The organism is [Clostridium] saccharolyticum WM1, assembly GCF_000144625.1.
In the GTDB taxonomy this organism is placed as follows: domain Bacteria; phylum Bacillota; class Clostridia; order Lachnospirales; family Lachnospiraceae; genus Lacrimispora; species Lacrimispora saccharolytica.
In genome coordinates, this window is the sequence record NC_014376.1 from 4,624,030 (window position 1) to 4,648,835 (window position 24,806).

Genomic DNA, 24,806 nt, shown 5'->3' on the forward strand with positions numbered 1-24,806 from the left:
TATGATGGCGATGAATTTGAAAAAGGCTCTTATATCGGTCTATTTTAACCACCGTCTATTTGTTGTGCCCGCCTCTGTGCGGGTTATTTTATTTAGGAGTTCTACTAAAATCGAACTTTTCTATAAAGCAAAAAAAGGCTTCCACTTTTCACAGTGGAAGCCCTCGAAAGGCACAGATTTACTGGCTTTGAAACCAATATATCTACAATTCCTTTTATTATTGAGTGGTCTGGTAATTGTAGATGTGAGCCTATTTTTATAGGGGGATTTGAACTATCACACACTCAAAACCTTTCATCATCAGAATGAGGTCATTATATGGATAAACCCATCAATTATTCGGCCGTTCACGATTCTCTATGTTAGTAGTAACATTGGTATTTGATTTTGCATGAATTGATTTTTCATAGCATATCACTTTGAGGTAGCAGAAGTCAATTTTAAGTAAATTGAGGCCAGCTTGGGGCTCACACAGTCAAACGCCTCAAGGCATCTGACCATTCTGAAAAAAGCAGGAGTCTTGGAGAGTTATAAAACAGCGCAATGGGCATATTACAAGATGAACCCACTGTTTATAGAAGAAAATGCAGAGCTATATGCTTATTTGCAGAGAAAACCAACCAATATTCCCTGCTATCAAACGGACTGCGAAAAATACACGAAATGCAAGCAGCTTAACCTATGCAGATGCAAAATAAATAAATAATGAGGTGACTGTTATGAAAGACGATGCAATTCTGATTTGGCTTATGATTTACCCCATGATGATGAAGGTCGATTTTCAAAGCATAAAAATGTAAGCAAAAACCCAAAAGGACTGTTTGTAACTTGGGTAACAAACTGGTTGATAAAGCCGTTTACCATATATGGAAATATGGAATTGCTGCACTATTTTCTATGTGGTTTCATTGGTTTCCTCTGCCTAAAGCGGAGTAACAATATATCCACAAATTAAATAAGGAGGTTTTTGTGATGACAAATAATTTAAGCATTACCAACATGAATGGGGTATCCGATGACACGCAAAAGAAGTTTAGCTTGACCAACATGAATGGGATATCCGATGACACGCAAAGGGAGTTTAACCTGACTAACATGAATGGGGTATCCGATGACATCACGAAGAAATACAGCATTAATAATATGTGCAGTATCTCTGACGTCAAATAAAGCTTTAGGATATTACTGCCAAAGGAGCAATGACGGTGTATACAAAAGAATAGTATTGGAGATACAAATTTGGAGAGGTATGGTCAGGGCAAGCGGTATCCATATTGACCAGCTTTGTTTAACAAAGGGCAATTGTTTGGTATCTGATCGAAAGAACAGGGGGCTGTTGCAAAATAACTGAGTATCAGTTATGGAGCAATGGCTCCATTTTTATGCCTAAAAACAGTAAAAGGCGGGTTTGCCGACGCTAAGGCTCCTGATCCTTCCACAATCGATCGCTTCCGCCAATTTATGCCCTATCTGCCATTGAAGGATTGTTCTATCAACTGGTGAATTTTTTACATGCGGCCGGTGAATTGCGACAGCCCCTTAATTGTTCTGTAGAGAGGTAGCGTCCTTTTGAAACTATTAAAAAATGTACCAAATAAAAAGGGCACTACTTGTAGTTGGTACTAAAATGGCAATGTTTTATGGTGCGTTCATCTGTTTTTCGTCCTTTCTTCTAAAACGCAAAAAAGGCCCTGATTTCTTATTATTGAAATCAGGGCCTTACTTATATTATATTCGATTGTTATGAGTGGCGCCCTTTTTTTCAAGGCACCGTAAAGTAGCTTAAACATAAATGGCGATGTCATCGGCATTTATGCCGATGACATCTTCTACTACCATTTCTTATGATGTTCCCGAGCGGATTTGAACCGCTGGCCTTCCGCTTAGGAGGCGGACGCTCTATCCTGCTGAGCTACGGAAACTCCTATATGAAACTGCAAAGAAACGAACAGAATCGGGTTTTTCTTCTGCTCTCCTTTACGGTCCGTCTACTATTATATTCATATTCCGACGTTTCGTCAAGACAATTTTATACTTATTCCACCTGCTCTGCAAAATTCACAGTTCCCTGCATCCAGATCTGACCCTTAAATCTACGCCCGATCTCCGGAGTCCCCGTGAGATCTTTTTTTGCAATTCCCACATGGAAAATAAGATCACTGCACTCCAATGTAAAATCGTAAACCTCTTCCTGTGTGATCTGGTTTTTCTTTTCATCAATCTTTAAGATCTCTCCTATAATGGAATACTGATCGCATTCCACGCCGCAGGGCATAAAGCAGGAATCAATAATCGAGTATAAATCCTCCTTCATCACTCTTCTGGAAGCCTGGGAATATAAATCAATATCTTCAATGGTAAGGGTCTCCATAGCATCTTCATCGCCGTTCTTTGCCGCCTCTAAAAGCGTATTACGGTCTTTTGCCGCCACTCTGGCCTTTTCCCTCTGTATTTCTGTTTTCTGTATGGGAAGAAGGATCTTTCCGCTTACTGCAAGACCGGTGAGGCAGACATCCCTGGTCTCCACAGGATGGTGGTCAATGATCCGTTCCCTGCATTCAAAAGAATTATCTATATAAAAGATGAGAGAGATCCCTACCTTAAATTCATCCATTAGGCCGGCGTAAGTCTCACGTTCTGTATGGCGCTGAATGGAACAGGCTACATCAGATGTGATATCATTACTCTTCATATAAGGATAATAATAGCTTCTTTGAAAGTTTCCCTCCCGGTCCATCTCTCCAAAAATCGCAATCCCCATACCCGGAGCCACTTCCCTGCGAAGCTCGCAAAGATTGGATTCCTCATCAATCTGAATCCGTTTCATGCCGGACAAATCTTCACAGAGCTTATCCAATAACTTTTCTATTTCCTTGTCTTTTTGATAAAGGCTGAAACCAATGGTTCTTAAGAATTTATGCATAGGATCATCACCTGCTTTCTGTTTTTCTAGATGTTTTTCAGGAAAACAATAAGGCGAAGAACACTCCGCCTCAAGCCTTATCGATTATTATATACCATAAATGATAAGAATGCCAGTATAATTTTCTTAAATTAAATAATGGGGCCGGTTCCTTTTTGTAAAGGCACAGACCCCTGATTTACCTATACGATTCCCTGTGCCGTCATGGCTTCAACCACCTTTTCAAATCCGGCGATGTTTGCACCAGCCACATAATTTCCCTTTACGCCGTAACGCTCGGCTGCAGAAGCGGTCTTTGCGTAAATATCCACCATGATCCTGTGAAGCCTATTATCCACCTCTTCAAAGGTCCAGGAAAGCCTCTGGCTGTTCTGGCTCATCTCCAGTGCAGAAGTTGCAACCCCGCCTGCATTGGCTGCCTTACCCGGCATAAAGAGCATTCCGTTTGCTAAGAAGAAATCCGTTGCTTCTCTGGTAGATGGCATGTTGGCGCCCTCGGCAACAGCATAGCAGCCGTTTGCTTTCAGCATTTTTGCATCATCCAGGTTTAATTCGTTCTGTGTTGCACATGGAAGGGCAATGTCACATGGAATGCTCCAGATCCCTTTTCCTTCTGTATAAACGGCGGTTGGATGAGCATCCGCATATTCTTTGATCCGTCCACGGCGTACTTCCTTGATTTCCTGAACCAGGGAAAGATCAATTCCATCCTTATCATAAATATAACCATTGGAATCACTTAATGCAATGACCTTACCGCCTAACTGCTGCACCTTTTCTGTGGCATAAATGGCAACATTTCCGGAACCGGAAATGACCACATTCTTACCAGCCAGCGCCCTGCCGTTATGCTTTAACATCTCATCAAGAATATATACAAGACCATATCCGGTAGCCTGGGTACGTGCCAGGGAACCTCCATAGGTTAAGCCCTTTCCTGTAAGAACTCCCTCATATAAGCCGGTCAGCCGCTTATACTGGCCATATAAAAACCCGATTTCCCTTGCTCCTACCCCGATGTCTCCGGCAGGAACGTCCTGGTCGGCCCCAATGTATTTGGACAGCTCAGTCATAAAGCTCTGGCAGAATGCCATGACCTCTCTGTCAGATTTTCCCTTGGGATCAAAGTTGGAACCTCCCTTACCGCCTCCGATGGGAAGGCCTGTGAGGGAATTTTTGAATACCTGCTCAAAGCCCAGGAATTTTAATATTCCCTGGTTTACGGAAGGATGAAGGCGCAGACCTCCCTTATACGGTCCGATGGCACTGTTAAACTGCACTCGGAATCCTTTGTTCACCTGTACCTGCCCTTTATCATCCACCCACGGTACACGGAAGGAAATGATTCTCTCCGGCTCCACAAGGCGCTCTAAAAGACCCATCTTGCGGTATTTCTCCTCATTGGCATCAATGACAAGCCTTAAGGAATCAAGGACCTCTTTTACGGCCTGATGAAATTCGGCTTCCCCTGGGTTCTGGTTCACTACTCTGTCATAGACTTCATCCACATATGACATAATTTTTTCCTCCTTGGATTGGTTTATACATACTTCCCATACATAACTAAGTTCCTAAAAATGGGCAAAAAGGGGCCAGAACTTTTTGTGAGTTCCGGCCCCTTTGCCTTGTCATAACTTCTAAAAAATTATAACAAGTTCATTTCATAAAGTCAATAAACAGATTTCCTTAATTTTCTTAATTTTCCTTTTTCTTTTTGCTAAATGCTGCATAAAGAGCCATCATGAATCCGGACAGGGCCACCATCACCTTACCGGCAGCTTTTTGCCGGTCTCCGGTTTTAGGCAGGTTGGCAAGAGGTACGTTTCCGTCGTCAATGGTTAACAGATCCACGGATCCGTCTGCCGGCAGGTTGGCAAGTGGGATCTGATCCGGCAGGATCGTCACCGCCGCACCTGGACCGCCTGGATTATCTCTTCCGGAAGGTCCGCCTGACGAGCCTCCCCCGCCTCTGATCCTTTCATCCTGAATGGTAATGGTAAAGCTGTTGACACCATCCAGGGTTAACGGCGGAATATGATTGTTGATATAATACCCGGCTGGCGCCTTTGTCTCTAGAAATGTGTAGGTATCCTTTGGCAGCCTCTTTAATACAAACTGTCCGTCGTTATCGGTCACAAAGGTTCCTGCAGCCGCCTTGTCGTCCGTATATCCGGCAAAGGAGCCGTTATCCAGTTTCACATAACGTCCGTCAGAAGCCTTTAAAATGAACTCTGCACCGTTTAACTTTACATCCGCATAGACCCCATTGGTTTTTACCACAAGGATCTTCGACGGCATATTCACTATGGCACCCTTGGTTTTTTCAAACAGCCCTGGAGTGGTATACCGGATTTCCTTGTTGGCGTCATTGACAGAAAATTCTGCGGTCCATGGTGTCGTTCCAAGGAGATATCCATCCGGTGCCTTTTTCTCAGTCAGGCGGTAAGTTCCGTATGGCAGATTTGTGATTGCCCCTTTCCCGTTTAGCACAAAGGTTATGGTATTTCCCACCACCTGATCTGCTGTCCAGGAAGCACCTTCTGCCGCCGCCTGATGGCGGTAACTTTCCCAGGCTCCCGGGACCAGGGTAGAAAGATTGGTCAGCTCAAATTCTGCTCCCTCAAGTCTCTTTCCATTGTTTTCACCGTCTACTTTTTCCATTTCCAGATATCCGGTGCTGACCTTATTGGTCACGGTGACGGTCACAAGGGCATCATTTGAAATGGCCGCTGCATTGCTGTTATCCTTTAAGATGCTTCCCTTGCCTTCCCGGTCGATTCTGATGTAGAAGGGTTCAATGGCATCGTACCGGTGGGAGGCAATTTCCCTGATCCGGTAATCTCCGTGTTTCAGACCCAGGGAAATGATGCCGTTATCTCCGGTGGTAAACAACCCTGTATCAGAATCCGCGTCAGTGGTAAACCGGTTTGCACCAAACATTGATAATACTCCATTTTCTTCATACCGCCCCGGTCCTAAAATCTCAAATTGTATGCCGCTGACGCTGTTTCCCAGATGATCCACCTTTTTAAGCTGAAGCTCAAACTGTGCCCGCTCATTCACTACCTTATTGCTGTTTCCAAGGTCTGCTTCTCTTTGTTCCTCCGTCACGGTAAATTCAAACTCCGCTTTTCCATTGAGGCTTAAATAGCCCTTTGGTGCCATTTCTTCTTTAAGAGTATAGGTACCGTATGGGATTCCCTTCATATCAACATGGCCGTTTACCGATGTAAAGCGAATGATGCCGCTTTCTGTCTCAACATCGCTGATTCCCATTGCCTCCAGAGATCTCTGGCCCATATTCCCCAGTGCCTCTGCAAAATGTTCAAAGGCCCCGTCGACCCTGGTTTCCTTCCTGGTCAGGGAGAACCGGGCGGAAGCAATGTCCTCACCCGTTGAGCCGTCAACCTTGTCAAATGCCAGATATCCGGTTCCATAATCGTTGGTAACAAAATCATTGCCGTCCGCAAGGACCGGATAGGACTCTCTTTCATTTAATAGGGTCACTTCATATACTCTGCCGCTTAATTCATAGCCGGCAGGGGCTTTCTGCTCCTTCACATAATAGGTTCCCAAAGGAAGCATTTCCGATTCCCCAATGCCGTCATATCCAGTTGTCATGGTACCGGCAAGAGCTGTTAAGTCTTTGTCGGAGTAAATTTCAAATATAGCTCCGTCAAGCCTCATCTCATGGTTGTGGGATGCAGCCTTGTTAATACGTATTCTGGCCTTATTCCTCACATCATATACCTTAACGGTCTCTGTATTGCCGGATTGAAGCACCGTTATTTCCGTATCGGCGGCAACGCCGTAGTTGGCGGGTGCCTGGATTTCCTTTAACCTATAACTTCCTGCAGGAAGGCGCTTTACAAATACTCTTCCGTCACTGCCGGTGCTAAAGCTGGAACCTTCTTCCTGGCTTTGCTTTAATCCGGTATAGGAGTTATTTTCATCCAGGGACACGTATTTTCCGTCTGCGGTCATAAGCATAAATACCGCATCCGGCAGTACCTCATCTGTTATCTGGTCCCGTTTTTCGATGTTCAGCTCATGAGGCGTATTAACTACTCCATGATCTCCTGTCAGGCTCACACCTTCGGAACTATTAATGGTAAAATCTTTGGTCCATTCCCTTCCGCTGCTAAACAAATATCCATCCGGTGCCTTGATCTCCTTTAAGGTGTAGCTTCCGTAAGGGATCTGTGTCAAAAGACCTGTTTTGGAAGCTTCGGTACCGTCCACCTGGAATCTGATCCACAGCCTTCCGTCCTCGTTTCCTGCTAATACTCCGGAAACGCCAAGTCCTGTCACATGATTCTGGTATGCTTCAAATGCCCCGTTGATTACAGAAGTGCCGCTTAACTCAAACATCGCCCCTGTGATGGCTTCTTTCGTTTCTCCATCCACCTTTTCTACCGTAAGGGAACCTGTTTTGATCACATTCTTTATGATCAGATTTATCTGGTTCTGCTCTGAGCTGTTTAAGGTAAGCTCACTGCGCCCCTCTCCATTCAGAAGAGAAACCGCTCCATTCCCGGAAATTCTTACGTAGAATGGCTCCACCGGTTCATAGCCAGCTCCCTCCAGTTCCTCCAGCCTGTAATCTCCATAAGGCAGGTTCCACTGAATAAGGCCGTTTTCATCGGTCTGTTTTACTTCATAACCGCTTACCGACGGATCATTCTGCTTAAAGCTGGCTTTGCTGAACGGGATCCAGGAACTGCTTTCATATTTCCCCGGACCGGTTATGGCAAAACGGATTCCTGCTACCTTATCATTGCCGGCATTGTCTGTCTTCTTAAGGCTTAAGCTGTATTCTGTTCTGGAATTCTGAATGAGGTTCCCTTCAAGGCCTGATAGCACTGCCTTCTGCCCGTTTGTTTCGATCCGGAATTCCACATCCCCCTGCTTCTTTGTAATATCATATCCATCAGGAACCCGGATCTCTGACAGAGTATAGGTTCCATATGGGATTCCGGTGAGGGCGGCTTTTCCGGATACAACTTCAAATTCTACCTCATCATCTGTTGCAATTACCTTTGTTACTCCCATGGATACCGGATCTTTCTTCATGGCCTCTGTAAATGCCTTCCAGGCATCCTCTACCACTTCATCCTTTTTCTGAATCCTAAATGCTGCTCCGCCAAGCTCCTTTTTTGTCAATCCGTCCAGCTTTGTGAATTCCAGACTTCCTGTTACATAACTGTTTGTAACTGTGACGGCACTTGTAATGGGATTTCCATTGGTCTTAAATTCCTTGCTGAGAAGCTCCCAGGCCTTTTGGCCCTTCCCCTTATAGGAAGCCATAGGAACCATATCACCGGTCTTTGCATTGGCAATCTCATATCCCGCAGGCGCTTCATCCTCTATAACAATATAATTCCGGTAATAGAGCAGCTCTCCTGCATTCCAGACAGCCTCATCGCCGGCCAGAGCCGTTCTTCCCTGAGCAGCCGGGCTTCCAAGGTCTGCCTGACTCCTGATACCGTTTTGCCGGAACGCTGCCATCTCTTCGTTGGTATAAGGACCATATACGCTGAAATGGGCGCCTTCCACCGGATTTCCGGCTTCATTTATCTTCTTAATCGTTACATTTCTAAATGGTACAAAACCAATATCTTTTGTCTTGTCATAATCCTCTCCTGCAGACCATAAGAAGAAATCTTCCGATGCGTATGCACCCTTTGACTCCTTAAAGTTGCTGTCACGGCTCTCCCCGAAGTTCCTTCCTCCCTCTGCCAGGGTTCCAGGGAGCCTTGATCTACCGGCTTCTGCATTCTCCCCTGAGACAAGCATCGTAGGTTCCGCCAGCTTCAGTACCAGATCCTCATAGCCCTGGGGCATGGTTCCTGTTGTTACAATGATCCGGTAGTGAGCAGGATCTTCGCCTTTTAACTTTGATACGATCAGGGACTGATTGGTGTACCAGCCGTTTTCCTGATCCGGTGCAAATTCCGATCCTGTGATTCCAAAGGGCTTTGCCGGGGTCAGTCCGTCAAACAGGAATCTGGCATCGCTTAGACCCACCGTACCTGACACCTCATCATCGCCGTACTTGCTGTACTTTAACAGGTTTGCCTTAAAATACTCTGACTGAAGCACAGGAAGCAGATCCGTTAAAAGATGATCCTGTTCAATGCTCTCATCCTGTATTCCATTGTTGTTATCATCAATCCATACCCGTCCTGATACCTTTACATTTCCCGGAACCAGAACTACCTGAACTGCATTGCTGGTCTGTGCCTGGGTGAACTTTATCTCAGAAGTATCTGTCAAGCTCTTCTTATAGCTGAAGGAGGTTGCAAAATCATTGACCGCATATCCATAAGCTACTTCATCCAGCTCCTTCATGGTGGTATAAGGTACAACGGTCTTATAGGTCACCACCAGGTTTTCTCCCGGAGCTAAGTAGAATTTATCGTCCGTGATCTTTATGCGGATAGCTGTGGGATCACTGGATCTTCCGGACCAGAATCCATCCTGATTGTCATTCAGCATAGCTTCTTTTCCCTGCTGAGCCGTTGCTTTATTATGAAACGTCTCATCAGAATAGGTCACCTGATAAATGAAATTATCCACTTTTCTGCCTACTGTGCTGTCTGATCTGTTCTCAATGACAATGGATACAATGTCTTCAAACTTCAGGCGGTAATCACTGATCCGGTTAAAATTACCAGTGCTATAATCTCCTGGCGCCGGAAGGATATCCATTAACTGCAGCTGGGTGATATAATCGTTGGCGGAAGCATTGTTTACCGTAAGCCGGTATAAAACTGAGCCGTCATGTTTGGTAAGGCCTGTATCTTCCGCGCTCTTAGCCACCTTTCCTACCGTTGTTCCTGAAACAAATCTGGTGTCCAGATTTCCTTTCACCGCCTTATGGAGAAGCAGACCGGATCCGGTGCTCATGGTATTTTGCGCAGAATCCGAAGCGTATCCATAGCTACGGTACTTTTCATCCGGCAGCTGTACATCCTTTGGTAAATCTGCGCTGGGCCATTTGCTTCCCGAATCTGTTTTGATCATAAAGGAAGCACCCGTCTGGTTTAATGAAAACGCAGGCTGCAAAACATCACTGGTCACATAAAGTTCATTAAGAATGTTCTTTCCGTAATTAATAATGCTTCCGGCGATCTGCGCCTTGACTTCAACCGTAACGGATTCGCCCTGATCCAATGCTCCGTTAAGCTGGATGAACAGGGATTCCCGTCCTGTTTGCGGATCAACCTTTTTTATGGTTTTTTCTATGACGACGCCTTTGGGAGCTTCCTTTAAGGTAACTGCCTTTAACAGGCGGCTTTCACCGTCGGACTCCCCTGACACCGTGACGCCAAGAGGCACATAATCAATGAGGATGGGCTTTTGCAGCTTTGCGATATCCGGATCATTGTTTGTGGTTTCGTTCTTTACATAAAGGGAATATGTCAGAACATCGCGTGGCTGTATGCCATTTATGGGATCCACTTCCTTTTTCACCGAAATAGCGGGGGCCTGGCTTTGAACCACCGGAATATCACATACCTGTTTTGCCTGGCTCTTTTCCTGGCCCGGAACCAGGTTTCCATTCATATCCCACATTCTATAGTCCATGACCACTTCGGCCTCATTGCGGATAAACTTAATATCTTTCTTAAAGCTTCCGTCGGGCAGCTTCGCATTCTGGCGGTTCAGCTTTACGGTCACATCTATGCTTCCCGGAACAAAATCATTTCCAAGCACATATCGGTTTTCCGTAGATGCTTTCAATGTATCATCCCGATAGCTGATCCGGAAGGATTTCACCATTATTCCGGTCACCGGTTTTACAGCTCCGATCTCCCCGTCACCAGACACTGCAACGCTTTGCACCTCTCCCGCCTGGCTGCCGTTAAAATCGTAGAAAGTCACATCTGCCATAATGGTTCCGGTTTTTGCACCATGTATGCGGTTCTGCTCTGTGGCTTTCCCTGGCTTCACCCCGGTAATGGTGTATGCTTCATTGGTGTACTCTGCTTCTGAAAGGGGATTTTTTCCGGCATCCAGCATCCTTAATCCTGTATCCGTTACTGCAAATCCATCCAGAGGTATGCTGTTGATCCCCTGAGGGGTTAACGTATAGGTCACAGTCTGACCTTCATGCCACCATAAGTCCTTGAATGAGGTTGTGGCAGAAGTCTTATTTAAGGTCACTCCTGTCTTTTGTTTTACATTTGTAAACTCACAGGGATCCGGAATCACTCCCTTTTTAACTTCCACTTCTTTTCTGTAAACGGTTCTGGAATCATCCTTATTGATAACATAGCCCTGGTTATTCCGGGTCACCGCCGTCTCTTCAATGACATAAATTCCTGGCAACAGAGCCACCGTTGTTCCGGCCTCCCCATATGGTACGGTCACCGTATTACCAACCTGGCTTCCTGTCTCCTTATTCATAATCTTCATGGTAACGGCAATGGAGTTTCCTGGATTATCCTGTTTGTTCACATCATTTTTAATGAGTTTTAAAGGCAGTGCTTCCTGGTTGTGGGCCTCAAAGCCATAAACTCCCGGAGTCACAGTATTGCTTCCAGTCAGTACATAAAGGCCAATGCCGGATTTGGTCTCTCCATTCTTGATTGCATCCGCTGTTGTGGGAAGAATGGTCCCTTTGGCCCCTTTAAAGGAATCCATGCGGAATGTATCAAAGCCGTTTTCCGTCTTCATCACCTCATGAACTCCATAGGAATCACCTGCCGGAAGCTCCAGCCCCCGGAAGGAAAGACTTCCCTGGGAATCGGTGATACCTTCTGTTACATAATTCCAGATACCTCCCGGTGACCTTCTGTAAAGCTCAAAGCAGATTCCTGATCTAAGAGATTCCGCACTTCCGTTTCCGCTGTATTTGGTAATCTGTAAATCAATTCCGCCCTGATTCTCCACGGTAATTTCTGTTGTTTTTCCTGTTTCTGCAGTCAGGCCTTCCGCCGGTATGGCCGTTGTAATTGCCATATAACCTGCCGGAGCATTTACTTCTTTGATATAGTAGGTTCCCGGACTGTTGATCTTGGTGGAAAATACGATATCATATACACCGCTCTGACCGATTTCAGTAAAATTTCCCACCTCTTTGGTCAATTGGGGATCGGAATACAGCTTAAAGGCTGCTCCCGTCAGCTTTTTCGTATGATCCGTTCCATCGATCTTGTTCAGGCGGATTCTGGATTTCGCATATTGGTTGTTCACCGTAATGAATACGGGGTTTCGTGAGTTAAAGTCATTCTCTCCGCCCACCTTAATATATCCGTCTTCCTGAAGGGTCCCATTTTGTTCCCCACCGAAAGCCGTAAGCATCCAATCCGGATTCTCCTGCTCCTTCAGATAATAGGCGCCGCCCTCCGGCATCTGAGGAAGTAGAGCAGTTCCGCCTGCTGTATAATACCCATCCTGAACCTCAAAATTCCGGATTTTTACCTGTACCGGCCTGCTGCCTTCATCTAATACCTGCTTATAGGCATTATTGGAATAGGTGTAAATATCAAATACGATTTCAGCCGGAAGCTTATCAGCAATGTTTTCATCGTTTATGAATCCATCGCCAAAGAACAGCTTCTTGGTTACGGTCAGTTCCGCCTTCTTCCTGTTTTCAAAGGTCACTGAATGGATCTCTTCGTATTCTCCAGCCATATCTGCCGCCACAGCCACTATCATGGGCCGGGCATCAATGGTATAGCCTGCCGGGGCTTTTTGTTCCGTGATCCGGTACCAGCCAGGTTCACAGTTCTTCATCACATAGGAGCCGTCCTTGTTATCCGTCAGTGTTCCTGAGACAGTAAAGCCATGCTCCGGTTTTGTATAGCCTTCATCCGTTACATTCTGCAGGACCCCTCCGATCAGATCCGTGCCGGAACGGAACTTTAAGTATTCTACCTGAAAGGACGCACCTGCCATATTAGAACCGCTTTCCTTGGTTTCCGCATCCACTTTATGAATCACCAGATCCGCAAGACGGGGGTTTTTAACTGTGGTAGTTGCCACCTTTCCTGTTGCGTTTCCTATAGGAACCAGGGTTACTCTTTCTCCCACGGCTTTGGCTTCATATCCTACATTTACTGCCGTTGGTTCAAAATAACTGCTGGTCACTGTTTTAGCTGCTTCGCTTCCTAAGGATTCCGCCTTTACGGTATAAACTCCGCTTTCCAGATTCGTAAAGCTGGCAGCGTATCTGCCATCCTCCAGTTTTGCAGTAACCTTCGAAATTTCGCTGCCTCCTGATTTCTGAATGGCAAAGGTGATCCCCCCAAGACTTACGGTAGGAACTCCGGCCCAGGTGGTTTTCTCAATAACCAGATCCGGCTTTTCCGGGTTATATACGTTTACAGTGGATGGATAGCTTCCTACGGTAAAATATCTCCAAAGATCGTCCTTCCCGTTATACATGGTAATGTATTTCTGCTGCTGGGCACTTGTCAGGGTTTCCTTTAACCGGTACCGCCCGGCTTTTAAGCCCATTGGCAACTTAATCCGGCCATAGCTGTCTGTGGTATAAGTTCCGATGCTTTTATAACTGTACGTTCCATTTGCCCACTGATTCTGGTAGATTTCAAACTTCACGCCGCTTAAAGGAGTTTTATTAATGTTTAAGGCATCCAGTTCCTCATCCGTTTTATCAAAGGTACTGGAATCCGGTATATATCCGTATTTAGCAAGTGTGACCGGATATTGCTCCAATACCGTATTCATCAGGCGGTACTTCTGAGGATCTCCCGGTTCCCAGAAATACTGATCTTGAACGAAGTCCTGGTTTCTTGGAATCGTTGCTTTCAGAACGTGAAGGGCGGGATCCATCTGAACCTTGGAAGGCGCATATACTTCTTCCAGTCCAAAGAGAGCAGTTACATTTTCGTTCTCAAGCTTAAGGATCCGGTTTATGCTGGCTTCCTCAAATCCCTTGCCTGCAAGAGACTCCTTAAGCTTACCCATGTTGATCATCTTGGAAAGGGCATATCCTGTTTTGTTGTCGTTATCAGATTCCAGACCGGTTTCCACCACTTCAACCGGAAGCAGTTTTTCTTCACTGTCCGGATCCAGCAGCCAAATCTGGAATTTCGCTCCCCCTAAAAGGGTTGGCTCCGCCGTTGGCCTTACAGCATCCTTCAGCCACTTGTTTAATTTAATCTGGAAATAGTACGCATCAAGACCTCCCGGGCCATCCCCATGCTGGTTTTTCACTACCGTGATCTCTTCTTTGCGTCCGCTCTTATAGGGATGAAGCATATCACCGTAACCAGTGTACCCGGATTCTTCAGGTACAAATACTGCTACGATCTGGCGCCCGCCAGGAAGCTGATACCCTGGTGCCGCTTCTTCTTCCACCAGCCAGTATACCTTACCGGTTTCCAGAATAGCGGTATCAAACTCCCCGTTTGCCCTGCCTCCTGTTTTTGGATCCACCCGGGTGCCGCTTTCATAGCCGTCTACCCTTTCAAACCGGCCCTCATCAGCCAGGTCTGACAACTGGATCCCTGACAGGTTCCTCTCTTCTCCCTTCATCTTGTAAAGGGTAAATTTTGCTCCATTGATAGTTTCCTCGGGATGGCTCTCTCCATTTAATGCCTTCCCGTCACAGGTTTTTATTACATGAAACTGAACCCATGGCTTATAATTATAAAGAGCACCGGTATTCTGGTATAAAGACGCATTTTGAGGAAGATCCTTCCCCGTATATTCCACAGCATTGTACTTACCGGCTCTTAAATCTGAGATGGAAAGGGTACTGGGAGGTGCTTCGTTCCCCTGAACCAAAGGGGTCTTATCCTTCATATTCAGGTCAAAACCAAAACCGGTTTCTTCCCTGGTTGGTACCCGGACCTCAACCACATAGTAGGTATCTCTCCGGTCAATCTCATAGAAGGTAGCAATTCCGTCATAGGCATTGGTGGTTTCTGTTTTTACGTAGTCTGCCGTTATGCCGTCTGCATTTCCTTTATAGAGAGCCAGCTTTACATTTCCAAGAACATGATCCACTTTATAAAAATGATCATTCCATTCATCTCTCCAAACCTTCTGGGTACGGATGGTCAGTTTGGGTTCATTCTTAATCACAAGAGGGGTTCCGTTTTCCTCTCCATTGACCGTAGTAATGACCTTGCCTTCCTTTAATGTGGTGGTCAGGATTTCATAAGACGGCAGATAGTTGGATGGAGGTGTTATTTCAGCAATGACATAGGAAATCCTATTGCCATTGGAGTCAAAAATCTTAAGGTTTGTGCTGTTAAAGGTTACCTGGCCATTGTTGTTGGTGGTCAGCTTCTGAATGGGCTTGGCGATACTTGCTGCCCAATCATTGACATTAAACTCGCTGGCTTTAAATATTCCGAAAACTGCTCCGTTTACCGTGGTATCCCTCAACGCATCCTTTTTGGTTACTGTTACTTTACCATTATCCTTATAATTCAATAAGGGAGTTTTAGATTCCGCCAGAAAGAGATCCCGGCTCTTTTCATTGCTGGATGACGCTGCAGTTATGTCTATGGGTCCGTAATAGATATCGGTTCCTGAGACTTCGTATCCAGTATGGGCCCCCTGGGTTCTGTCCCCATCAGAAAGCAAGAAATAGGGTTTAATATTTCCGCCTGGAACATCTTCCTTAAAGTAATAGGTATTAGGAGCGAGCTGGGCGGCTGTATTGGATTTTAAGATGCCTTTTTCTTTAAAACGGCCTTCTTCCTTTGCATAAGCCCGAAATGTGATTGTATTGATGCCGGTATTTGCTTTTCCGTCCGCGTCATACTGTGTCTTTTGAATGGCAACCGATTGATATGGCTTGTTTTCAAAAGTCAGACGGTTCCATGTGCTGCTTGGTGCAAACCAATCTTCCAACTGAGTTTTTGTCACAGGTTTATCCGGAGTTTTAACCGTGATGTCAGGGCCATTTTCATATTTGGATGGGGGTATGGTTTCTTTTATGGTGTATTCCGTACCGGGATCAAGAATCACAAAGGTTCCCGTATTGGATACGGTTAAATTGTCATAAACTACAGTAGTTCCCCTATCTTTTGTTATCTGGAACTTCGCTGATAAGGGCTTACTTTTATCTGTAATATCCACCTTATATAGCCAGTAAGGAATTTTTTGAGGAATGTTATAGGCCTTTGCCCAAGCATCGCTTTCTCTCTTTACTCTGTAAGGACCGATAAACACCTGATCTCCCAAAACAACCGTCTTTGAGGAGTCCTCTGCTTCCAGCCTTCCGGTGCTGTTGATCTCGGACCAGTAGTATTCCCTTGTTACATCAAGTCCTTTTGCCACAATTTCTCCGCGGCTGTCTGTTGTATATATGGTTCCAGGCAATACTTCGTTATAGGTATCCCCAGACTTTTCATAAAGCTTAAACTGATACCCGCTTTTCGATGCATTTTTATTCAGACTGCCGCTGCTGATGGACCATGCTTCCTTTTGAAGCTTTAAGGTGCCTCCCTTATTATTTTTTAACTCAACCTGAGTGGTTGTTAAAGGTTCCAGGGAAAAGGTTTTATAAATGTAAGTCTTATTCCCCCTTTTTTCCTGTGAAAAACCGGCTTCGCTTCCATTTCCGTCTGAATATCCTTCCGGTACTTCCTCGGCGACCCGATACTGGATCTTCTGGCTGTTTCCGTCATAAACAGGAAGTGTCACCGTAAACTGGCTTTCACTGTCCAGAGAGTAAGTAACTTCAGGAACAGCACTCACATTGATCCAGGTACCGCCTGCATTCTTTTCAATCCAGAATTTCTCTTTAAAATCATCTCTGTAAGCTGCCGGGACCTTCCTGTAACCGCCCTGATCATCCTGCATCAGCTTCATTACACTTACTTTTGCTTCATTTAACTTATTAACAAGAACGTTATCCCCGGCTTTTATTGGGGACGTCACATCCGCACGTACGGTTACCTCATAATCATGATTGTCTAGAATATAGCCATTGGCGCTTTTTTCTCTCACAACGTATTGATCCGGTGAAAGCGGCTTAAACAGCACACATCCTTTGCTGTCTGATGTTACAGTTTTTACCTCTGTAAGACTGCCATCACCCTTCTTCTGATAAAGAGTAAACTCTGCACCTTCCAGTGCATTTAAATCTGCATCAGCAGTGGTTACGGTGTTCCATGTACGGGCCTTTTTATAAAACTCAATGGCTCCTTTTCCTATCACTTCGTTTACTACCGTAACTTCTGCATTCTCTCCTGCCTTTACAGTGACCTTAAGATCATCCCCGATGGCAACTGGATTAGTTCCCACCTTTGCGGAGTTGAATTGGGTCCCAACTGGGTTTATGGTTTCCTTGATCACATAGGTTCCCGGATCAACCTGAATTTGAATGTAACCATGATCCCCGGTTTCATAGAATCCGCTTTCTGACTCATTGTTTGAGGGATTTACTATAATGTTTTTATAGTTAATTTTTTGTCCGGCACTGTCTATGACCGTATAATTGTCATAGGGCACCTGCTTGTTGTCTGCATCCAGGGAATAGATCTCAAACCCGGCCATCCCAGGATATTCCTTTTCCATAGTCAATCCATATTTTTGGGTTACTCCAAGGCCCTCCTCAATTTCCTTCCTGATCTTAATGACTGCCGGCTGATTAACCTGATGAATTGCTATATTTGCTTCAGAATCTTCTGTCACCAGCTGTTTCGTTCCCAGCTTTATATATTCCAGATGAGCCTTATTATGAACCGTGAACACTTCATTTTTCCCGGCACGTTCATCGTTATATTTTAATAAAAAGGGGGCATATGGATACCGGGCGGTTACCAGATAGGCACTGTAAGTAGGCGCCTGATCCGATACGTAAATATGGTCCGCCCCGTTTTGACCCTGCGTCTTGAATTCATCAATAATTATGGATTGATCGTCTTTTTGAGTCACCTGGATGGCGGGTCCATCCTCCCATCTGGCCGTTACAGATATGGGTTTCATGGCTTCAGGGGCATTTTCCGTGAGTATTTTAAGAGAGTCTGTAATTTTAAAGGTATTCTCCTTAAATCCGGTCCTTCCATAGGTCTGGTATATGGTTCCGCTTGGCTGGCGGGATATGACCCCTGAACTTGCATACATTCCCATTTCAATCAGATAGGTAATGTCCACAAACTCCGGATTTCCTGCACTGTCATTTACCACCGTATAAGAATCATCCGTTGGGTAAACCCGCTTTTTAATATGCCATGCATCATCAGACACCAGAGTCAGTGTGGTATCCTCCGGTTGTTGTGCATATGTAATTGTTTTAATATTTCCCGGATAAGTCACATGATCCTTATCTGTCTTATCCGCCACTTTGACATCGGCATAGAAAGCAATGCTGTTCTTTGACAGCGAAAAGCTCTCTCCCACCGCTCTTTCTCCGTTTCCGTCAATATAGGCGTTCATGGTTATACTGTCTGATTTGCTCGGACAGATCACATTATTTTTATCTCCCACCCTGATTTCATAAACCTTGCCATCATCGTCAGAGGAGACCAGTTTAACCTTTCCTGGCTGCTCCTCTATGGCAATACCGGCAGGGACAGTAAAAAGGATTTTCGCATTCTCATATTCGTCAAACAGAGAAAGCTTTCCGCCTGCAGCATACTCGTAAAGCGGAGACGCCTGCATGGTATAGGTGATGGTATAGTTATATATAATTCCTGCCTTTATGGAACCTGTTTGGCTCTGAAACAGACTCACTTCAGCCGTTTCCTTCTCATCCGATGCATCAGTTCCGTAATAGGTCAATGCTGTCTCATAAGGAGAAAGCTTTCCTTCACTGTCCACCTCTGTATTTAACAGAGTCATTCCATAGCTGCGCACCACCATGCCAAAGGATGGCTGACTGAGAAATGAAAACAGACTTGTTTTTGTCTCCTCTCCTCTCAGGGCAGCCACATCCGTTCCCATAAGGGCAGCCCGTTCCTCCTCTGAGAGAACCTTTGCATCTCCTATTGAAACAAGATCTGCTTCCTCCCCTGCAAAAGAAACGGCCTCTGCAAAGGAACCGTCCTCTGCCTCAGAAGCAGTTGCCAAAGGATCCTCAGAACTGAAAAGCACCGGGACCTCATGTCTTCTTACAGATATTCCGTTACTCCCGGAACTGCTTACAGAAAGGGCTTCTCCGGAATCAATACCGGAATCCCCGTTGTTTTCCTCCCGGACTCCATGATCCTGGTCTTCTTTTTCCGCTTCCCCATCCTTGGCCTTTGATTCTTCCGCGGCTTCTCCGGATTTCTCATCCTTCTGATTCCCAGTCTCTTCTCCTGTACGGTTATCTATACCATCTGCCGTTTCTGTAGGATTCGGATCAGTCTCACCGTTATCCTGGTCCTGGGTTTCTTCCATATCCGTCCCCTGGGCATCCGTCTCCTGGATTTTGGTTTCTTCTTCTGTGGCAACTGCTGATTGCTGACTTCCGGCTGTTCCGGAGCTTCCGGAACTTCCGGATTGATTTCCGGCAGAGGATGGCGGTACCGTTTTTTCTTCCTGAGAATTTTCACCCTTAACTGCAAATTCTTCCATATGGGCATCTGTAATCATCAGATCATCGCCCTTGATCCGCAGCCGGAATTCACAATCCCGATCCTTATAGCCATTGACACCTATGACCTGGATATTTTTAAGAACAGATTCCTGCATGATCCGCTCGGACCGGTCGGCTTCAAAAAAAGGTTCTCCAGCCAAAGTATCGGATACCACTACCAGATACATGGCTTTTCCCACTTTCTTCTGTATCACCAGGGTCTTTCCCTCCAGCTCCTCATACAATTTTCCTAAGACCAGATCCTTTTGATCCCCTTCAAAAGGAATCTGATCCTCATTTAATTCCGGTCTGCTGTCAGAATCCTTTTTAAGAACCTTCTCTATGGCTGACTGGGTGACATAAACATCAATTATCCTCGCCGCCCCTGTCGGAGACGCCTCTGACGGAGATGCCTCTGACGGAGATGCCTTCCCAGCATTGGAAGAAGATTCGCTCCTGCTGCCTGCAGTTTCTGAAGCATATGCGGTGGTTACAGATAGCTGTGATAGGTTTCCTGCAACGATTGCAGCCGTCAATAACCAGGCAATGGCCCTTCTTAAGCGATGCACTTTCTTCACTGCACCTTTCATACTTTATCCTCCTTTATTTAATCCATCTTAAGGTTATATCCATTAATAAGCAAAAAAGCTTTATTTTCTTATAATTCAGTATATATACCGGTGGTTACAGATTGGTTATTTTTTCATACATTTATCTATTTTGTCTTGAAACCAATTTCTAATTGTTAACTACATATTAATTATTGGTTGACAATCATTTTTGCATGTGTTACCATTCCATTAGAATGAATCTTACTAAAAGGGAGCATGATCTTATGAATACAGCAAATACCTTTCAATCAAAGGCCTCATCCGCTGCCAAACGGCGGATTTCAACGAAGGATCTGGTGCTGGCAGGAATGTTTGCAGCTGTCCTTGCCGTGATTTCCCAAATATCCATCCCCTTGCCCACCGGAGTTCCCATTACGATCCAGATCTTTGGAGTCGCTCTGATAGGAACTGTACTGGGTTGGAGGCTTGGATTATTAGCTACTTTTATTTATATCCTTTTAGGAGCCGTGGGCCTGCCGGTTTTTTCCAACTTCCGGGGAGGCTTCCAATTCCTTCTGGGACTTACAGGCGGTTATATATGGGGTTGGCTCATTATGGTCCTTCTCTGTGGCATCAGGCCGAAAACCGGCAATAAGTTCTTAAACACAATTCTTATGTTCCTGCTCCCCATTCTCGGTACCTTGTTGGATGAAACCATGGGTGGACTCCAATGGGCGGCATTATCCGGGGATATGTCAGTCCTCGGCGTATTCTCCTATTCCATCGTGGCATTCGTGCCCAAGGACATCATCCTTACGGTAATCGCAGTCATCACCGGTATTCCCATCCGGAAAGCAGTTTTCCGGCAATAACAGAACATTCCCGGCCGTTGCTTTAATAAGCACCGGCCGTATTATTTTTAATCCTTTCCATATGGCTTGACAGAAAAGCCTTTGGAATTTAAAATGAATAACAATGAAGTTACAGCTTATGAATGGCGGGACTGTAATCAAATAATCAAAAAGAAGGTTTTCCACATATGATTCAGGATATTTTTCCACACGTGTTCCATAATGAATTTGAAATAAAAACGCCGAAACCAGACAGCTATTTTCTATACTTCCAGGATGGCCGCCTCCTTCTGGATCATAAAAAATCGAGAAAAATCCCTCAATTTGAAGCCTTAAAAGGCTTTGGTGAGAAAGCCATGGCAAGCTCTGACTACCTTTTTTCCATTGATCAGATGGATTTTTTTCTTGTAGATGAAACCAGGATTTCCCTGACAGAAACAGATTCTCTGTTTTTTTATCAAACCGGTATCATAAGAGATCTAAAACCCATGTGGGTATCCTTTGCTGCCGTTTCCGCCATGCAGCTTCACAGATTCTACAGCTCCAGCCGGTATTGCGGCTGCTGCGGCTCTCCCATGATGAAAAGCAAAAAAGAACGGTCTATGGTGTGCACTTCCTGTGGAAACACCGTTTACCCCAGGATCTCTCCTGCTGTCATTGTAGCTGTTATTCACAATGGAAAGCTTCTTCTGACCAAATATGCCGGAAGGGAATACACCCGGTATGCCCTGATCGCCGGTTATACGGAATTCGGTGAGACTCTGGAGGAGACAGTAAACAGGGAGGTCATGGAAGAGGTAGGACTGCGGGTCAAAAACATCCGCTATTATAAAAACCAGCCTTGGGGCTTCAGCGATTCTATTTTAGTAGGATACTGGGCCGAGCTGGATGGTTCTCCACAAGTCCGGCTGGATGAAACAGAGTTATCCACAGCCGACTGGATGGCTCCTGAGGATATCCCTGATGATTTCACCAATTTAAGCCTGACCCATGAAATGATCCTTCTTTTCAAACACGGAAAAGTGATATAAAAAAAGGCCGCCCCCGCGATTCGGGGGCGGCCTTTTGCCACCTATTTATCCTTATTTACCGTAATAAGCTTTTAAATACATTTCCTTGATCTCACTCATGAGAGGATATCTTGGGTTTGCTCCTGTACACTGGTCATCAAATGCATTTTCAACCATTTCATCCAAAGTATCCAGGAAGTTCTTTTCATCAATGCCATATTCCTTAATGCTTGATTTGATCCCCACTGCCTTCTTTAATTCTTCAATCTTTGCAATGAGTTTCTTAAGCAGTTCGGCATCATCCTTGCCTTCTAAGCCGCAGAAGCGTGCACACTCAGCATATCTTGCAAGGGTATGAGGATACTCATACTGTGGGAAGGTTCCCATTTTAGCCGGAACTTCACAAGCATTGAACTCCATGACCAAGGTGATCAGCAAGGCATTTGCAACACCATGAGGAAGGTGATGGTAAGCACCTAATTTATGAGCCATGGAATGGCATACACCTAAGAATGCATTGTTAAATGCCATACCTGCCATGCAGGAAGCATCTGCCATCTTACATCTCGCTTCTACGTTGGTTCCGTCCTTGTATGCTGTGGGCAGGTAGTCAAATACATTTTTCATTGCCTTCAGTGCAAGGCCATCCGTATAATCGGAAGCCATTACAGATGCATAAGCCTCCAATGCATGAGTCATAACGTCGATACCGGAAGCGCTTGTAAGACCTCTGGGCTGGCTCATCATATTGTCTGCATCAACAATCGCCATATCCGGCATTAATTCATAATCTGCAAGAGGATATTTCACTCCTGTTTCCTGGTCAGTAATAACCGCGAAGGAAGTTACCTCAGAGCCGGTACCGGAAGATGTGGGGATGGCCACAAAGTAAGCTTTTTCTCCCATTTTTGGGAATGTGTAGACTCTCTTACGGATATCCATAAAACGCATCGCCATATCCTGGAAATCCACCTCCGGATGTTCATACATAACCCACATGATCTTGGCTGCGTCCATGGCAGAACCGCCTCCCAATGCGATAATGGTATCCGGCTGGAATGCCTTCATGGCTGCCGCGCCTGCCTGGGCATTTGCCAGGGTCGGATCAGGCTGAACATCGGAAAATACGGTATAAACGATGCCCATTTCATCTAATTTATCTGTAATCGGTTTTGTATAGCCATTCATGTAAAGGAAGGAGTCAGTTACTACGAATGCTCTCTTTTTATTATAGACATCCTTTAATTCGCTAAGTGCGACAGGCATACATCCTTTTTTAAAGTAAACCTTTTCCGGATTTCTGAACCACAGCATGTTCTCTCTCCTCTCAGCAACGGTCTTAATATTCAGCAAATGCTTTACCCCAACGTTTTCAGAAACAGAGTTTCCGCCCCAGGAACCGCAGCCTAAGGTCAGGGATGGCTGAAGCTTGAAGTTATAAATATCACCGATGCCGCCGTGGGAAGAAGGAGTGTTCACCAGAATACGGCAGGTTTTCATAGCCGCTGCGTGCTTCTCCATTTTTTCTTTTTCATTTACATTTACATAGAGAGAAGAGGTATGTCCGTAACCGCCGTCAGCAACCAGCTGTTCTGCCTTCTCAATGGCCTCATCAAATGTCTTTGCCTTATACATTGCCAGCACCGGAGACAGCTTTTCATGTGCAAATTCTTCTTCAATATGAACGCTCTCAACCTCACCGATCAGGATTTTTGTGTCTTCCGGTACTTCAACCCCTGCAAGCTTTGCAATGGTTGCGGCCTTCTGCCCTACGATCTTGGCGTTTAAGGCGCCATTGATGATAATGGTCTTACGAACCTTATCAATCTCATTGCCCTTTAAGAAATAACAACCTCTGGCTCCGAATTCTTTTTTAACCGCATCATAAATACTTTCAAGTACTGTCACAGACTGCTCAGAAGCGCAGATCATACCATTATCAAAGGTCTTGGAATGAATGATCGAGCTGACAGCCATCTTTATATCCGCCGTATCATCAATAATGACAGGGGTATTACCTGCACCAACACCAAGAGCAGGTTTACCGGAAGAATAAGCGGCCTTTACCATTCCAGGGCCTCCGGTCGCCAGGATAATATCCGCACTTCTCATGACCTCATTGGTCAGTTCCAGGGACGGTACATCAATCCAGCCAATGATTCCCTCAGGTGCACCTGCTTTAACTGCAGCATCGAGAACTACTTTTGCAGCCGCAATCGTGGAATTCTTTGCACGGGGATGGGGGGAGATCATAATGGCGTTTCTGGTCTTTAAGCTGATAAGAGTTTTGAAAATAGCCGTTGATGTGGGATTGGTGGTTGGAATTACCGCCGCAACCAGACCAATGGGCTCTGCAATCTTCTTAATACCGTATGCCTTATCTTCTTCAATCACACCGCAAGTTTTAGTATCCTTAAATGTATTATAAATATATTCAGCCGCATAGTTGTTCTTAATAACCTTGTCCTCCACTACGCCCATGCCGGTTTCCTGGACAGCCATTTTTGCCAGAGGAATTCTCAGTTTATTGGCAGCACTTGCTGCTTCATAAAAAATCTTATCTACCTGCTCCTGAGTGAAGGTAGCAAATACTCTCTGGGCTTCCCTCATAGCTTCCATCTTGGCGATCAATGCATCTACATTATCTATGATCTGGGGAACCTTTACCTGTTCTTCTTTCTTTGCCATAATAACTTTCCTCCATTTTTAAATAAGTTAAATAGGTATTTTTATATCGATATATTTTTAACGATCTGCTGTGATATCATTATATGTTATTGTTATTTTTTTGTCAATATTATATTTCACAAAAATATACATGGTTCCTGTTTTTTTTTATTCAAAACTCATATTTTTAAAATAAATACAAGGATTCTTTTCTTCTTCCGGTATTAACAGGTCCATTGATCGGATTTAAAAACTTGGCAATCCTTATCATGTATGATATAGTAAGCCTTAGAATCAAAGGATTATGATGGA

At 45.0% G+C, this 24,806-nt stretch carries 8 protein-coding genes and 1 tRNA gene; 4 read left to right on the top strand and 5 right to left on the bottom strand.

What is annotated here, in order from left to right:
- The first annotated feature begins 460 nt into the window (after nt 1-460).
- Nucleotides 461-706, top strand: a complete 246-nt coding sequence (locus CLOSA_RS23755; RefSeq protein WP_157669050.1) for an ArsR family transcriptional regulator — start codon at nt 461-463, stop codon at nt 704-706.
- A gap of 266 nt (nt 707-972) precedes the next feature.
- Nucleotides 973-1,170: a hypothetical protein gene (locus CLOSA_RS21460; RefSeq protein ID WP_013274829.1), complete on the top strand. Its 198-nt coding sequence runs from the start codon at nt 973-975 to the stop codon at nt 1,168-1,170.
- A 678-nt stretch (nt 1,171-1,848) separates the two neighbouring features.
- On the opposite strand, the gene CLOSA_RS21465 is transcribed toward CLOSA_RS21460, so the two are convergent.
- From CLOSA_RS21465 to CLOSA_RS21480, 4 genes are all read right to left on the bottom strand, one after another.
- Nucleotides 1,849-1,922 (bottom strand) — tRNA-Arg (locus CLOSA_RS21465).
- Nucleotides 1,923-2,035: 113 nt separating this feature from the next.
- The gene (locus CLOSA_RS21470) at nt 2,036-2,923 is read right to left on the bottom strand and encodes a DUF3881 family protein (protein WP_013274830.1); all 888 of its coding nucleotides are present in this window, start codon (nt 2,921-2,923) and stop codon (nt 2,036-2,038) included.
- A 182-nt stretch (nt 2,924-3,105) separates the two neighbouring features.
- Nucleotides 3,106-4,440, bottom strand: a complete 1,335-nt coding sequence (gene gdhA / locus CLOSA_RS21475) for an NADP-specific glutamate dehydrogenase (protein ID WP_013274831.1) — start codon at nt 4,438-4,440, stop codon at nt 3,106-3,108.
- Between the two features lie 178 nt (nt 4,441-4,618).
- Entirely contained in the window at nt 4,619-20,005 is a 15,387-nt protein-coding gene (locus CLOSA_RS21480; protein ID WP_013274832.1) for a doubled motif LPXTG anchor domain-containing protein, read from the bottom strand.
- A 245-nt stretch (nt 20,006-20,250) separates the two neighbouring features.
- On the opposite strand from CLOSA_RS21480, the gene CLOSA_RS21485 reads away from it, so the two are divergent.
- Entirely contained in the window at nt 20,251-20,838 is a 588-nt protein-coding gene (locus CLOSA_RS21485) for a biotin transporter BioY (RefSeq protein ID WP_013274833.1), read from the top strand.
- Nucleotides 20,839-21,005: 167 nt separating this feature from the next.
- Nucleotides 21,006-21,848 (top strand): NAD(+) diphosphatase, encoded by an 843-nt coding sequence (gene nudC / locus CLOSA_RS21490; protein ID WP_013274834.1) that lies wholly within the window; start codon nt 21,006-21,008, stop codon nt 21,846-21,848.
- Nucleotides 21,849-21,899: 51 nt separating this feature from the next.
- On the opposite strand, the gene adhE is transcribed toward nudC, so the two are convergent.
- The gene (gene adhE / locus CLOSA_RS21495) at nt 21,900-24,515 is read right to left on the bottom strand and encodes a bifunctional acetaldehyde-CoA/alcohol dehydrogenase (RefSeq protein WP_013274835.1); all 2,616 of its coding nucleotides are present in this window, start codon (nt 24,513-24,515) and stop codon (nt 21,900-21,902) included.
- Between the last annotated feature and the right edge of the window lie 291 nt (nt 24,516-24,806).

What these genes read in the sequence shown, in the direction of transcription:
- gdhA (WP_013274831.1), bottom strand. Translation starts at nt 4,440, where the DNA reads ATGTCATATGTGGATGAAGTCTATGACAGAGTAGTGAACCAGAACCCA.
- CLOSA_RS21485 (WP_013274833.1), top strand. Translation starts at nt 20,251, where the DNA reads ATGAATACAGCAAATACCTTTCAATCAAAGGCCTCATCCGCTGCCAAA.
- adhE (WP_013274835.1), bottom strand. Translation starts at nt 24,515, where the DNA reads ATGGCAAAGAAAGAAGAACAGGTAAAGGTTCCCCAGATCATAGATAAT.
- CLOSA_RS21470 (WP_013274830.1), bottom strand. Translation starts at nt 2,923, where the DNA reads ATGCATAAATTCTTAAGAACCATTGGTTTCAGCCTTTATCAAAAAGAC.
- nudC (WP_013274834.1), top strand. Translation starts at nt 21,006, where the DNA reads ATGATTCAGGATATTTTTCCACACGTGTTCCATAATGAATTTGAAATA.
- CLOSA_RS21480 (WP_013274832.1), bottom strand. Translation starts at nt 20,005, where the DNA reads ATGAAAGGTGCAGTGAAGAAAGTGCATCGCTTAAGAAGGGCCATTGCC.
- CLOSA_RS21460 (WP_013274829.1), top strand. Translation starts at nt 973, where the DNA reads ATGACAAATAATTTAAGCATTACCAACATGAATGGGGTATCCGATGAC.